This window comes from Methylobacterium sp. 37f (assembly GCF_023093475.1).
Taxonomy (GTDB): domain Bacteria; phylum Pseudomonadota; class Alphaproteobacteria; order Rhizobiales; family Beijerinckiaceae; genus Methylobacterium.
The window spans coordinates 1-13,925 of sequence record NZ_JAGHKN010000035.1 but is presented as its reverse complement, the minus strand read 5'-3'; the positions used below and the strand labels follow the sequence as shown (position 1 = coordinate 13,925).

Annotated in this window: 10 protein-coding genes and 2 pseudogenes; 7 read left to right on the top strand and 5 right to left on the bottom strand. The window is 64.2% G+C overall.

Going from position 1 to position 13,925, the window contains the following annotated elements; genetic code table 11:
• Positions 1–2: 2 nt before the first annotated feature.
• From accC to aat, 4 genes are all read left to right on the top strand, one after another.
• A complete protein-coding gene (accC, locus tag J7U37_RS19490; protein ID WP_247636773.1) occupies positions 3–1,358 on the top strand; it encodes an acetyl-CoA carboxylase biotin carboxylase subunit in 1,356 nt (451 codons plus the stop codon).
• 137 nt (positions 1,359–1,495) lie between these two features.
• A complete protein-coding gene (locus J7U37_RS19485) occupies positions 1,496–1,795 on the top strand; it encodes a hypothetical protein (protein ID WP_247636772.1) in 300 nt (99 codons plus the stop codon).
• 424 nt (positions 1,796–2,219) lie between these two features.
• On the top strand, positions 2,220–2,552 hold the full coding sequence (locus tag J7U37_RS19480) for a hypothetical protein (protein WP_247636771.1): 333 nt from the start codon (positions 2,220–2,222) through the stop codon (positions 2,550–2,552).
• Between the two features lie 125 nt (positions 2,553–2,677).
• Complete coding sequence (aat, locus tag J7U37_RS19475; protein WP_247636770.1) at positions 2,678–3,346, top strand: leucyl/phenylalanyl-tRNA--protein transferase; 669 nt, start codon at positions 2,678–2,680, stop codon at positions 3,344–3,346.
• 22 nt (positions 3,347–3,368) lie between these two features.
• Here aat and J7U37_RS19470 read toward each other — a convergent pair whose 3' ends face one another.
• Both J7U37_RS19470 and J7U37_RS19465 read right to left on the bottom strand, forming a co-directional pair.
• Positions 3,369–4,004, bottom strand: coding sequence for a DUF2155 domain-containing protein (locus tag J7U37_RS19470; RefSeq protein WP_247636769.1), 636 nt, complete (start codon positions 4,002–4,004; stop codon positions 3,369–3,371).
• A 146-nt stretch (positions 4,005–4,150) separates the two neighbouring features.
• Positions 4,151–4,567, bottom strand: a complete 417-nt coding sequence (locus J7U37_RS19465; protein ID WP_056184269.1) for an NADH:ubiquinone oxidoreductase subunit NDUFA12 — start codon at positions 4,565–4,567, stop codon at positions 4,151–4,153.
• Between the two features lie 495 nt (positions 4,568–5,062).
• Here J7U37_RS19465 and J7U37_RS19460 point away from each other — a divergent pair, with 495 nt between their 5' ends.
• The 3 genes from J7U37_RS19460 (at position 5,063) to J7U37_RS19450 (ending at position 11,748) form a co-directional block, all read left to right on the top strand.
• Positions 5,063–8,794, top strand: coding sequence for a vitamin B12-dependent ribonucleotide reductase (locus J7U37_RS19460; protein WP_247636768.1), 3,732 nt, complete (start codon positions 5,063–5,065; stop codon positions 8,792–8,794).
• A 288-nt stretch (positions 8,795–9,082) separates the two neighbouring features.
• Positions 9,083–9,286 (top strand): hypothetical protein, encoded by a 204-nt coding sequence (locus tag J7U37_RS19455; RefSeq protein WP_146180477.1) that lies wholly within the window; start codon positions 9,083–9,085, stop codon positions 9,284–9,286.
• Positions 9,283–11,748, top strand: coding sequence for an AAA family ATPase (locus J7U37_RS19450; RefSeq protein WP_247636767.1), 2,466 nt, complete (start codon positions 9,283–9,285; stop codon positions 11,746–11,748). The genes J7U37_RS19455 and J7U37_RS19450 overlap by 4 nt, the downstream gene beginning before the upstream one ends.
• Positions 11,749–12,124: 376 nt before the next feature.
• On the opposite strand, the pseudogene J7U37_RS19445 reads toward J7U37_RS19450, so the two are convergent.
• From J7U37_RS19445 to J7U37_RS19435, 3 genes and pseudogenes are all read right to left on the bottom strand, one after another.
• Positions 12,125–12,454 (bottom strand): annotated as a pseudogene (locus tag J7U37_RS19445) (S24 family peptidase); the annotation flags it as partial.
• 162 nt (positions 12,455–12,616) lie between these two features.
• Entirely contained in the window at positions 12,617–13,609 is a 993-nt protein-coding gene (locus J7U37_RS19440; protein WP_247636766.1) for a mechanosensitive ion channel domain-containing protein, read from the bottom strand.
• Positions 13,610–13,692: 83 nt separating this feature from the next.
• Positions 13,693–13,925, bottom strand: a pseudogene (locus tag J7U37_RS19435) (mechanosensitive ion channel protein MscS); the annotation flags it as partial.

Genomic DNA, 13,925 nt, shown 5'->3' with positions numbered 1-13,925 from the left:
CCATGTTCGAAAAGATCCTGATCGCCAACCGGGGCGAAATCGCCCTGCGGATCCTGCGCGCGGCCAAGGAACTCGGAATCGCGACCGTGGCGGTCCATTCCACGGCCGATGCCGATGCGATGCACGTGCGTCTGGCCGATGAAAGCGTCTGCATCGGCCCACCGGCAGCCCGCGACAGCTACCTCAACATCCCGTCGATCATCGCTGCCTGCGAGATCACCGGGGCCGATGCGGTCCATCCCGGATACGGCTTCCTCTCCGAGAACGCCCGCTTCGCCGAGGTGCTGGCCCACCACAATATCGGTTTCATCGGTCCCAAGGCGGAGCATATCCGCATCATGGGCGACAAGATCGAGGCGAAACGCACGGCGAAGCGTCTCGGTATTCCGTGCGTTCCCGGCTCGGAGGGTGGCGTCGAGGATCCCGAGGAAGCCAAGCGGATCGCGGCTGAGATCGGGTATCCCGTCCTGGTCAAGGCGGCCTCCGGTGGGGGCGGCCGCGGCATGAAGGTCGCCCGGACCGAAGCCGATCTCGAACAGGCGCTCGGCATGGCCCGGACCGAGGCCAAAGCGGCCTTCGGTGACGATGCGGTCTACCTGGAGAAGTATCTCGAGAAACCGCGCCATATCGAGGTGCAGGTGCTCGGGGATGGACGCGGCCATGCGGTGCATCTGGCCGAACGCGACTGCTCCCTGCAGCGACGGCATCAGAAAGTCTGGGAGGAAGGCGGGTCGCCCGTCCTCGACGCTGAGATGCGAGCCGAGATCGGCGGTATCTGCGCCCGTGCGATGCAGGAACTCAAGTATCTCGGCGCTGGAACGGTGGAATTCCTTTACGAGGATGGCCAATTTTACTTCATTGAGATGAACACGCGCATCCAGGTGGAGCATCCGGTCACCGAGATGATCACCGGGATCGATCTCGTGAACGAACAGATCCGTGTTGCGGCCGGCCTGCCTCTGTCGGTGACGCAGGATGAGATCAAGGTTGAAGGTCACGCCATCGAGTGCCGGATCAATGCCGAGCATCCGGCGACCTTCCGCCCCTCGCCCGGTCTGATCACCTACTTTCATCCTCCCGGCGGCCTTGGGGTTCGCGTCGATTCGGCCGTGTTCCAGGGCTATCGGATTCCACCCAACTACGATTCTCTGATCGGCAAGCTGATCGTGCACGGGCGTACGCGCAACGAGTGCCTGATGCGCCTGCGCCGGGCTCTGGATGAGTTCGTCGTCGACGGCGTCGATACGACTTTGCCGCTCTTCCGGACCCTCGTTCGCAACCTCGATGTGCAGAACGGAGATTACGACATCCACTGGCTGGAGGGATTTCTGGCCGATGGGGGACTCGATGAGCCGTAGGCAGGCAAGCACATGAAGCGCTGGTGGTGGAGATCAGCGGAACGAGAGGGTGGGCGGCTGGTTTCTTTTCCAGCCGCTTCGCTGGTGCCTCGTCCCGGAAGGTGCCAGCTTCATCACAAGGACGTTTTCCTGTGCGCTTGAATACTTTTCTGATCGCCGGTCTACTGCTTGCTGGTCCCGCCCTGGCGCAATCCCCCTCTGGCAATGTCGGCCAGCCCGAGCGCACCGTGCCGCAAGCCGGAGGGACGACGAAGGGTCCGATCGACAATCCGTCCACGCGCGGCATGGCACCGGCGACCGGCTCCGCCGCACCGGTTGGTGAGCGCGGCATGAGCCCCGGGGCTGGTGCGGTGGACTCGGCGAAGGGCGGCAACGCGAACGACACCAATCGGAGCGTTCCGAACACCGGCGGTACCTCAGGTGGCCCAGCGCGCTGAGGCTTTCCTGGCCCCTCGCGCCGCGGCTGATCCATCCTGAAAGCCGGCTCCTCACGGGGCCGGTTTTTTCATGCTGGGTTTCAAACCGCCTGAGATTGCTGAATCCCGTGTGAGATTGCGCACAATCAGGTTGCGCGTCAGCATCCTTCAAGTGACACGGATGAGATCTTCGTTGCTCGCATCGACCCGGCAAAACGCATCGAACTGATCCATTTCGGCAGGTTTTGCGGGGCATGGGAATGATATCGAATTCGTCCATTGCATGAACCTGCGACACGTTGCCAGCGAAACAATCTCTGGAACGCATTGGCGGACCACGACTTCTCACCCCGCATCCGCCAAGTGGAGGCGATTTGAGCCAAGGGCGCTCGGTGGTGATCCTCCATGTCAGCGACTGAATATTCCTAACGACCGAAAGACTTCCATGCGCATTTTCAGCCTTGGCTTCGCCGCCGCAACGCTTATCGCGACCGCCGCCCTCGCCCAGTCACCGTCCGGCAATGTCGGCCAGCCGGAGCGTGCCGTTCCGCAGGCCGGCGGCACCACCCGTGGTCCGATCGACAACCCGTCGACGTACGGCGGCTACCGCAATGTCGACGGCCGCGTTGACATGAACGTGACCGGTTCGGTCGTCGAGACACCCTACACGTCGAACCGCGAAGCGATCGTCGATGATTCGGCGAAGGGCGGAAATGCCGAGCAGCCGAACCGCATCGTGCCAAACCTCGGCACGACGTCTGGCGGTCCGAGCAACTGAGACGCGCGAACGTTCATTGAAGAGGTCGGGGCGGTGCCGCGAGGCGCCGCCCTTTTTCACTAATTGGACCCTCGCACGACGCGTCGCCTCTGGCCTTCCGCGCGGCTCCGCTTCAAAATCGTCGCATGTACGATGGCGACCGTGTTGAGATCACGCCCGAGATCCTGCTGAAGGCCTATGCGGCCGGGATCTTCCCGATGGCGGAGGATGCGGACGACCCGGCCGTCTACTGGGTCGAGCCGCGCGCGCGGGGTGTTCTGCCCCTGGACGGCTTTCATGTCGCCAAGCGGCTTGCCCGGACGGTTCGCTCTGACGTCTTCGAGGTTCGGACCGACCAAGACTTCGATGCGGTGATCGCCGGTTGCGCAGCTCCGCGCGATGACGCCGAGCGAACCTGGATCAATGGTCGGATTCGCGAACTCTATGGGGCTCTTTTCGAAGCCGGGCATGCGCACACCGTCGAGGTCTTCCTTGAGGGCCAGCGGGTTGGCGGCCTCTACGGCGTTTCCCTCGGGGCGGCATTCTTCGGGGAAAGCATGTTCCATACGGTGCGCGATGCTTCGAAGGTCGCGCTCGTCCATCTCGTGGCGCGCCTACGCGCAGGCGGTTACCGCCTCGCCGACACCCAGTTCGTCACCGATCACCTGACGCAGTTCGGGGCCGAGGAGTTGCCTCGCCATATCTACAAGCGGCGGCTCGCCGAGGCGATCCTCCAGCCGGCGGATTGGAACGTCTGGCCAGGGGACGGTTCCGTGGGCGGGCGGCAAGCCCTGGCCGCGCTCGGAGACGCTTGAGTGCGCTGCGTCCGCGCCTGTCTTACCGGAACAGGGCGTCGAACAGCGATTGCGGCGGCGGCGGAGCGGCCGCCGGGCCTTCGTTCGACGGGAAAAACTTCCGTGAGGGCTTCTGTTTGGGTTGCACCGGCACGCCGCGCGGTGCTTCCACATCCACCTGTCCGTTCGGGTTGACCTGCTGGGCAGTGCGGGTCGCGTCCTGCCCGCTCTTCGGACGCCGGGTCTTCTCCGGCTTGGAGGCCATGGCCGGCACGTCCTCCTGCTCCCGCGCCTCGGCGATCACGTCAGCGCCACCCTTACAATCGACAAGCCAGACATCGTAGATCGGATGTTCGATGGCATGGAGACCTGGGCTCGAGGCGAACATCCAGCCCGTGAAGATGCGACGGTACTTGTTGTCGAGCGTCACTTCGTCGACCTCGAGGAATCCCGTGGTCTTCGGGCTCTCCGTTGGCGGCCGGCTGTAGCAGACGCGCGGCGTCAGTTGCAGGGCGCCGAACTGCACCGTCTCGTCTACCGCCACCTCGAAGGAGACGATGCGCCCGGTGATCTTGTCGAGGCCGGAGAACACCGCAGTCGGGTTCTTGATCTTGTCGGCGGAAGCCGGAACGGCGAGCAGGCCCGTCGCGATCGACGCGAGGATAAGGCGCTTGACCACGGGGCGGTACGATCCTGCTGTGCTGCGGCTCACGGGCGCCCCCTCTCGGCTGCGCTCTCATCGGAGCGGCGGTGCGAGGGCGAGGTTAGGCCTGAGAAGATTGGTGGAAAAAGGGCCGCGGCGTCCCGAATGCCGGGCGTTCGGGATCAGTTGCCCGGGCTCCACGGAACGTAATCGCCGGTCGCCGCCGGTCGCTGGCCGACATTGAGCTGCGAACCGCGGGGCCGATAGGCACCGCTCGTGCCCGTGAGATTTTCAACATGAGGCTTCTGCCACTCGCGTGGCGTGTAAGTCTCCTCGCTCGGTGGCACATCGCCGTTGTGGCAGAGCCAGCTGCGCCAGCCGGGAGGTACCTTCGAGGCGTCGGCGTAGCCGTTATAGACGACCCAGCGCCGTTCGGTTCCAACGGAGCGATCAATGAGCGCTCCCTGCGCGCGATAATAGACGTTGCCGTGATCGTCGGAGCCGACCCGCTGCCCGCGCCGTGCCGTGTATAGCGCGAGCGACATGGTCTGCCCGTTCCACCAGGTGAAAATCCGCAGGAGCGTGTCCTTGAGAGCCATTGCGTTCGCCTGATTGGGGCGTGGAAACCCCGCCATCGAGTGTCGGCGGGACTATGGTGAGGTGCCCCCCGTAAGTCCAGTCGCCGTGGCCCCCTCCGAGACCGGGTCGGTGGCTACGAGTGCGGCGGAAATCCCACACCCCGGGCGTTAACCATCCCTTCGACGAAGGTGGCGATCCAACAGCCTGTGGGTGGAAAAATTTTCGCAGGCGAATCTCTCAGGCCGAAAGGGCACTTACGAAGGCCCCCGGGATATCCACAGGATTCAGGTCTATCCTACTACATCTAGCCGGGAACACGCAGTCGGCACACTAGTTATTGACGTGAGCCCCCTCAGCGGGATACCTTCGGAACATCGCCGAGGCTGTCGCGTCACCGGCGGATCACCGAATTTTCGTTGCTGAGTTCAGCGCTTCGCGAGCGGTCGCGGACGCTTGCCATCTTCCTTCTTGGACACGGTGCCGCGCTCCGATGCGTGGCTCGGGAGACAGGTTACATGCGGTTCGAGCGGCGCCACACCACGGCCGGACAATCCCCCTACGCGACGATTCCCTTTCGCAAGACGCTGAGCGAGATCCGCAATCCGGACGGCTCGACGGTCTTCCGCTTGGACGGCATCGAGGTGCCGGAGAGCTGGTCCCAGGTGGCGAGTGACGTCCTGGCGCAGAAGTACTTCCGCAAGGCCGGTGTGCCGGCGGCGCTCAGGAAGGTCGAGGAAAACGACGTGCCGTCGTTCCTGTGGCGTTCCGAGGCCGATCTGAACGCCCTTGCCGAGCTGCCGGAAGCCGAGCGCTACGTTTCCGAGATCTCGTCCACGCAGGTGTTCGATCGTCTCGCCGGGTGCTGGACCTACTGGGGTTGGAAGGGGGGTTACTTCAGTTCCGAGGAGGATGCGTCGGCATTCCTCGACGAACTGCGCTTCATGCTCGCGCGCCAGATGGTGGCGCCGAATTCCCCGCAATGGTTCAACACCGGCCTGCACTGGGCCTACGGCATCGATGGGCCGGCGCAGGGCCATTATTATGTCGATTACCGCACGGGCGAGTTGACGAAGTCGGCCTCTTCCTACGAGCATCCGCAGCCGCATGCCTGCTTCATCCAGGGCGTGCAGGACGATCTCGTCAACGAGGGTGGCATCATGGACCTGTGGGTCCGTGAGGCGCGCCTGTTCAAGTACGGCTCAGGCACCGGCTCGAACTTCTCGATGTTGCGCGGCGAGAACGAGAAGCTCGGCGGCGGCGGCAAGTCCTCCGGGTTGATGTCCTTCCTCAAGATCGGCGACCGGGCGGCCGGTGCCATCAAGTCGGGCGGGACGACGCGTCGCGCTGCCAAGATGGTCATCGTCGACATCGACCATCCGGATATCGAGCAGTACATCGACTGGAAGGTGAAGGAGGAGCAGAAGGTTGCGGCCCTCGTCACAGGCTCCAAAATCGTCTCCAAGCACCTCACTGCGGTGATGAAGGCCTGCACCCAGTGTGAGGCCGAGGGCGACGCCTGCTTCGACCTGGAGCGTAACCCTGTCCTGAAAAAGGCCGTGAAGGCCGCGCGCAAGGACATGGTGCCGGATTCCTACACCAAGCGGGTGATCCAGTTCGCCCGCCAGGGTTTCACCAAGATCGACTTCCCCGTCTACGACACCGACTGGGATTCCGAAGCCTACCTCACAGTGGCCGGGCAGAATTCGAACAACTCGGTCTCGCTGACCGACGATTTTCTGCGCGCCGTGGAGAACGATGCTCCTTGGGAGCTGAAGGCCCGCACTACCGGCAAGACCACGAAGACGCTGCCGGCGCGTGAGTTGTGGGAAAAAATCGGCGAGGCCGCCTGGGCTTCGGCTGATCCGGGCCTGCACTTCAACACGACGATGAACGATTGGCACACCTGCCCGGCGGGCGGGCGGATCCGGGCTTCGAACCCATGCTCCGAGTACATGTTCCTCGACGACACCGCCTGTAACCTCGCCAGCGCCAACCTGCTGACGATGTATGACCGAGCCGCGAACCACTTCGACGTCGCCGCCTTCGAGCATCTGAACCGCCTTTGGACGGTGGTGCTGGAAATCTCGGTGATGATGGCGCAGTTCCCCTCCAAGGAGATCGCCGAACTCTCGTTCCGCTACCGGACGCTGGGCCTCGGCTACGCCAATATCGGTGGCCTGCTGATGAGCATGGGCCTGCCCTACGACTCGGATAAAGGTCGTGCCCTGGCCGGCGCCCTCACGGCCATCATGACTGGTGTCGCCTACGCGACGTCAGCGGAGATGGCCGGTGAACTCGGGTCGTTCCCGGCTTACGAGGAGAACGCGGACGCCATGCTCAAGGTGATCCGCAACCACCGCCGCGCGGCGCATGGCGAGGCGGAGGGCTACGAGTTCCTGTCGATCGCCCCCGTGCCTCTCGACCTCACCAACGTCCCCCAGGCCGACATCGCCGAGCGGGCGAAGCATGCCTGGGACCGCGCCCTGGCGCTAGGCGAAGAGCACGGGTACCGCAACGCGCAGGCGACCGTGATCGCGCCGACCGGCACGATCGGCCTCGTGATGGATTGCGACACCACCGGCATCGAGCCCGACTTCGCCCTGGTGAAGTTCAAAAAGCTCGCGGGCGGCGGCTATTTCAAGATCATCAACCGTGCGGTGCCCGATGCCCTACGCACCCTCGGCTACCGCGAAGCGGAGATCGCCGAGATCGAGGCCTACGCCGTCGGTCACGGGTCGATGGGCCAGGCCCCCGCGATCAATCCGGGCTCGCTCCGCGCCAAGGGCTTCACCGACGACAAGCTCGCTGCCGTCGAGGCTGGCCTGAAGCAGGCCTTCGACATCAAGTTCGTGTTCAATCGCTGGACGCTGGGCGATGATTTCCTCACGGACGTGCTGAAGGTTCCGGCCGAGAAGCTGGCCGACCCGACCTTCGAGATTCTGCCCTTCCTCGGCTATTCGAAGAAAGACATCGAGGCGGCCAACACCCACATCTGCGGTGCGATGACCCTTGAGGGAGCCCCCTTCCTCAAGACCGAGCACTACGAGGTGTTCGATTGCGCCAATCCGTGCGGCCGCATCGGCAAGCGTTATCTCTCGGTTGAGAGCCACATCCGCATGATGGCGGCGGCGCAGCCCTTCATCTCGGGGGCCATCTCCAAGACCATCAACATGCCCAACGACGCCACCGTCGAGGATTGCAAGAACGCCTATAAGCTGTCCTGGACCCTAGCCCTGAAGGCTAACGCCCTCTACCGCGACGGCTCGAAGCTGTCGCAGCCTCTGAACTCGGCCCTGATCGCCGACGAGGAGGACGATGCCGACGAGATGATCGAGGCCCTGGCCGCAGCGCCGGCCGCCGCCAAGGCCGCGCAGGTCGCGGAGAAGATTGTCGAGCGGGTGATCGAGCGCGTCGAGCGCATCCGGTCGCGGGAGAAGATGCCCCATCGGCGCAAGGGCTACACCCAGAAGGCGGTCGTGGGCGGGCACAAGGTCTACCTCCGCACCGGCGAGTACGATGACGGTCGCCTCGGCGAAATCTTCATCGACATGCACAAGGAGGGGGCCACCTTCCGCAGCCTGATGAACAACTTCGCCATTGCGATCTCGCTGGGCCTCCAATACGGCGTGCCCCTGGAGGAGTATGTCGAGGCCTTCACCTTCACCCGCTTCGAACCCGCGGGCTTCGTGCAGGGCAACGACGCGATCAAGAACGCGACCTCGCTTCTCGACTACGTGTTCCGCGAGTTGGCCGTGTCCTATCTCGGCCGCGCCGACCTCGCCCACGTCAACCCATCCGAGATCGGCGGCACGGTGATCGGCGGCGGCGAGACCGACACCACCCGCGATCCTGCCCGGACGGAAACCACCGCAGCCAGTGTGGTGTCCCGCGGCCTCCTGCGCGGGTCAGCCGACCGTCTCACCTTGATCCAGGGTGGACCGGCCGGCGGAACGGTTGGCGTCGGTGCGGCCTCCACCGGCCAGACGTCGCCGGCCGGTGGCGTAGTCCACGCTTTGCGCGGCGCGACGGCGCTGAAAGCCGAGCCGGTTGCGGCCGGACGCGCCGAAGCGCTGGTCGACGCCCTCCCCTTCGCCAAGCCGGAGCGATCGGTCTCTGACCGCCGTGCCGAAGCAAAGATGAAGGGCTATGTCGGCGAAGCGTGCCCCGAATGCGCAAACTTCACCCTGGTCCGCAACGGCACCTGCCTGAAGTGCGACACCTGCGGCGGAACAACTGGCTGCAGCTAAGCTGGATGCGGGCGGTGTTGTTGTAGCCGACAGGGGAGTTTGGACACGAAGACGGGATGTTTGGAAGCACGCGATAGGGGAGTTTGGTCATTCCCCCCTGTCGCCCCCTTGAGGAGGTCCCTCTCCGAGGCTTGACGTGATGGCCAAGGGCGAAAGACGGTTACGGCCCAGGAATGTTGGCCGTAACCTTCAATAGGCAAAGAGGCCGCGGCCCAGCGGGTCTGAGCTTCGACACCGGCGATTTTATCGCCGAGCGCAGCCAAGCTCCGCGACATTAGGGAAACGACCGTGCGGAAACCTGATGAGTGCGATGCCGGCTCGGTGGGCGACCTTTCCCTCGTTGATCGGATATTTGCTACGTTCATCGATGCCCTTGCCGGCACGGCCGACTGTGCCGACATCGCCGAGCGTCTCAAGGTCACGCTCATGGTTGACCGGGACTTGAGCGAAGCGGCGCTCGATCGTGCGCTGTTCGATGCCCAGCAGCCATGATCAAGGTTGAGTCCCTCACCATTTTCGAGTTCCGGGGCATCAGGGAGCTGACCCTCTCACTCAACCGGAAGAACTTTGCGGTCTGCGGACCGAACGGGACCGGGAAGAGCGGTGTTGTCGATGCTTTGGAGTTCGTGCTCGCCGGAACGATCTCGCGTCTGACTGGGAAGGGGCGCGGCGATCTCTCGGTGAAGGGACACGGGGCCCACGTCGATTGCCAGGAAGCCCCGGACAAGGCCTTTGTCGAGGCGGTCGTCTGGATCCCGTCGCTGTGCAAGTCCGTCACTGCTCGCCGGACCGTGAAGGCGCCTTCGTCGCTTAAGCTGACCCCCGACAGCGCCGAAGCGCGGGCGGTGTTCCGCCAGTTGGAAGCACATCCGGAGATCGCGCTTTCCCGAAGGGAGATCATTCGTTTCGTGCTCGCGGAGCCCGGTCAACGCGCCAAGGATGTCCAGGCGCTCCTGAAGCTCGACGAGTTGGAGGCGCTGCGGACGCGCCTGCAGAAAATTGCCAACGCACTGGAGGTCACTCGGAAGAGAGCGGTCGCCGAGCTGGACACGGCAGGTACGAACCTAGCCCGGGCGATGGACATCGCCGGAGCGACGGATCGACAGATCCTCGAAGCGGCCAACAGGCGCCGCTGCGTAGTCGGTCTCGCACCGTTGCAAGCGCTCGCCTCGGTAACATCCCTCCGCGAGGGGTTGCCAACTCCGGAAAGCAACCAGGCCTCGCGCGTCAACAAGGCCGTCGCCAAGGTCGATGTCGCGGCTGCAGTCGTCAGCCTCCGGTCGAGGTCGGAGGAACCATTCTCTTCGCTGGTGGCCGAGGCGAAAGCGGCAATCTGCGCCTTGCAGGTCGACCAGACGATGCTGAGCGCCGTCGTCGGCGACGATTTCCTGAAGACCGCCTTGGAGCTCTACGACGGGGAAGTCTGCCCGGCCTGCGACACGCCGAAATCCTTGGAGGAGTTCGGCGCCATCATCGGCGGGAAGCGCTCGAAGCTCCAATCGGTCAAGACGCTACGGGAAAGAGCCGAACGCGCGATCGCCCCGGTGTATGACGCACTCGAAGCCGACCTTGCTTCCGCGCGCTCCATCTATCCGCATGCCAAGCATTTGCTCGACGAGACCGAACTGAAGTTCATCGCGAACCATGGGACGGCATTGAAGGTCGCCGGTGATGCGCTGAAGGCGCTCCTCCCCCTCGATGCGACGCTTGGGATCCTTCTGGATCTGGCGCCTTCGCCGGCGATCATTTCGATGCTGGGAAAGCTGGAGGCGCTCATTGGAGCGCTGCCCGAACCCTCGGAGAAGGAAGCGGCGCAGGAGTATCTGATCACCGCACAGCCTAGGCTTGATATGTTCCGGACCGCGAGAGCGGCAGCGATGGCGGCCGAGGATCGGGCGACCAGGGCAAGGACGGTGTTAGAGGTCTACAAGTCGACGTCGGACGCTGCGTTGGAGGCGGTCTACGCGAACGTGCAGAATGATTTCGCCAACCTTTACAGGCGCATAAACGCTGACGACGAAGGGGCCTTCGAGGCCAAACTGGCTCCGTCGTCCGGGAAGCTCGGCTTCGGCGTTGATTTCTACGGGCGCGGCTTCTTCCCGCCAGGCGCCTATCACAGCGAAGGGCACCAGGACAGCATGGGGCTGTGCCTGTACCTCGCGCTGATGCGGCACCTCCTCGGTGGCGGCTTCACCTTCGTGGTGCTCGACGACGTCCTGATGTCGGTCGACGCCGGCCACCGCCGCGAGGTGTCGAAGCTCCTCCGTGCAGAGTTCCCGGCGACGCAGTTCGTGCTGACGATCCACGACAAGGCGTGGCTGAAGTTCATGAGCACGACCAAGCTCGTGGACGCGAAGGATACAGTGCATTTCCGCAAATGGACCGTTGCCGACGGTCCAACCATATGGGCGAAGGGCGACGTGTGGGCTGAGATCCGGGCTCTCGCCGGCGACGACGAGATCCCGGGTGCGGCGTCTCTCCTGCGGCGCTCTCTTGAGCACCTGTCGTCGGAGTTCTGCCAAGCGTTGCGCGTCAGGGTTGAATTCAGCGTTGACGGCCACCACGGCCTGGGTGACCTGCTCGATCCCGCGATCAGTCAGCTCAAATCCTTATACAGGGAGGCGCGGCTTTCCGCCGACAGTTGGAAGGACGCCGATCGGGTCGCATCCATCCAACTGCGGGAGAAGGCGTTCGACGAGGCCGTGGCCTTGGCGAAGTTCGAGCAATGGCAGATCAACCCGTCCGTTCATTACAACGAGTGGGCTAACCTTCAGAAAGACGAGATCCTCGCCGTCGTGGACGCCTTCCAAAGGCTGTGCGGCCTCTTCGAATGCGATGCGTGTGGTCCCATCGAGGTGAGCCCTGGGCGAGGAAGCCGGGAGTTCATCCAGTGCCTGTGCGGCAAGATCAGATTCTCCTTCATGAAGAACCCTAAGGCGAAGCAAGCGGCTTAGAACCATGCGCCGCCCATGCTGCCAGTCGATTGACCTGCGGCGCTGCTTCGGCCGTCCTCCAGAATACGATCACGGTATGGATCCGAAAACGGACGCTTTCTCTCTGTTTTGTCCTGAGGCTGTCATCTGACCCTTTGCCTATCTGGCAGGACTGTGTGTGTGCGGACCGTATGATCGACCGCAACGTTCGCAATTTGCCCCAATGAAGCAGATCTCCCGGGAGCGCCTGTGAGAACAGCCAGCGCGGTACCGTCCGCTCCGGGCTCAGCGACCGACCATGACCTTCAGGCGTGTGCCAGGCGGCGACATCGCCCCTGGGCTGGGACCTGACGGCAGGCGGGGACGTTCGCCCCGGTGTCCAGGCTTGCGATAATCGGTTGGCGAAGTGGAGTGCGATCCGTGGCGCCTGGTGCTTCCTGACCTTGAAGGAGCGCTCCCCGTCGATCTCGACCACCCCGACGTCGCCATTTCGCGGGGTCAGCGACCAGTCGACGATGGCGAGGTCGCCGTCGAACAGGCGGGCGAGGATCATGCTGTCGCCGGCGACCCGGACCAGGAAGGTGGCGGGGAGACGATCAGCAGGCGTTGAACGTCGATCTCATCCACGATGAAGTCGTCGGCCGGGCTTGGGAAGCCGGCACGGACCGTGCTTAGCGAGAAGGGATATCGGCATGGGAAAGCCGATGGTGACGCCGCTGACCTGCATGGCGCTCCTTCGTGAAGGCAGGAACAAAAGCAGAACACGTGTGGTGGGTTCCGTATAGCGGCTACGCTGGTCGGCCGAGGTACGTTTTGGTGGGCGTGGCTTTTCCGGGTGAGACGATCAGGGGGCACCGCGACGTATCGTTGGCGGCCACGGTGCCGTGTCTCATTCCGCAGCGTCCGAAGCCTGCCCGGCAGGGGTCCGCCCGGCGCGCCGTCGTCCGGCGAGTTCGACGGGCGGCAGCCCGACGATGTCGTAGGTGGCCGACGCGATGCCGATGCCCGCGGCGTCGAGGCCTACCAGCATCTCGCGGCTCATCGCGTCCTTGGCGCCTCGGATCTGGTGGGTGCCGAGGATGAAGCGGACGGTCAGCTCCAGCCAGTTGTCGGTGATCCGGAAGAACACGCGCGGCTCCAGGTCGATGGGCTCGACCCCGAAGCGGTCCTGCAAGTTCGTCTTGGCCTCGGCGGTCATGGCGTTCGTGTCCAGGGCATGCCGCTTCGCCGCAGCGAGCATGATCGCCTCGACCTTCGCCCGGTCGGCCTCGTAGGTGATCGGGATGGACATCTCCTCCCAAATGAACGGGAAGTCGCGAGTGTAGTTGAACACCGGCTCGGAGAAGATCTGCGCGTTGCTTACCGTGACGATGCGGCCGGTGAACTGGCGGCTGCGCACCCACATGGCCGGGCTGCTGCCCTGCACCGCCGGCGGCTGGCCCATCTCCATGATCGTGGTCTGGATGAAGCCGAGGCGGAGCACGTCGCCGCGCACGCCGCCCATGGTGATGCGGTCGCCCACCGTGAAGGTCGAGCCGCGCAGGATCACGAAGTAGCCGGCGACCGAGGTGACGACCTGCTGAAGGGCGAAGGCGAGGCCGGCGGACATCAGGCCGAAGGCGGTTGCGAGGCGGGCGGGGTCGTTGAACCAGATCGAGAGCAGGCCAAGGACCAGCAGCACCGCCGCGAGGAGGCTGATGCCCTGGCGCGTCCAGAACTTGGTCTGGAGCGTGGAATGGTCAGTGCGGTTCAGGACCAACCCGACGAGCGCCCGAAGGCCGATCCCGCCCCCGACAATCACCGCGATGAAGATCAGGGAGAGCAGGAGCTTTCGCCCGTTCTCGGCATTCACGCCGACCCAATCGATTCCGAGAAAATGCACGCGTTGATCCTTCGTGTGGACCTGGAAGCGAATGCGTCCGGGTCGGAATGGTCAGCCTCGAAGCCGTGCTCGACGCCGTTCGGTCAGGTTGTCGGAGACGGCGTCAGCGCGACCGCCTCCACGGCGCCGGCGTCGGCGATGGCGAGCTTGCCGCGTACGGTCAGGTCGCTGACGAAGGCGAACTGGTCACGCATGTCGAACGGGTAGGCGCGCAGCTTGTAGTGCGTGCCCCAGGGCTCCTCGTGCAGCACCACGCGGACCGATTTGCCGTAGTTCAGGTACGGGCTGGTCAACGCCACGTCCGTCAGCAAGGCGC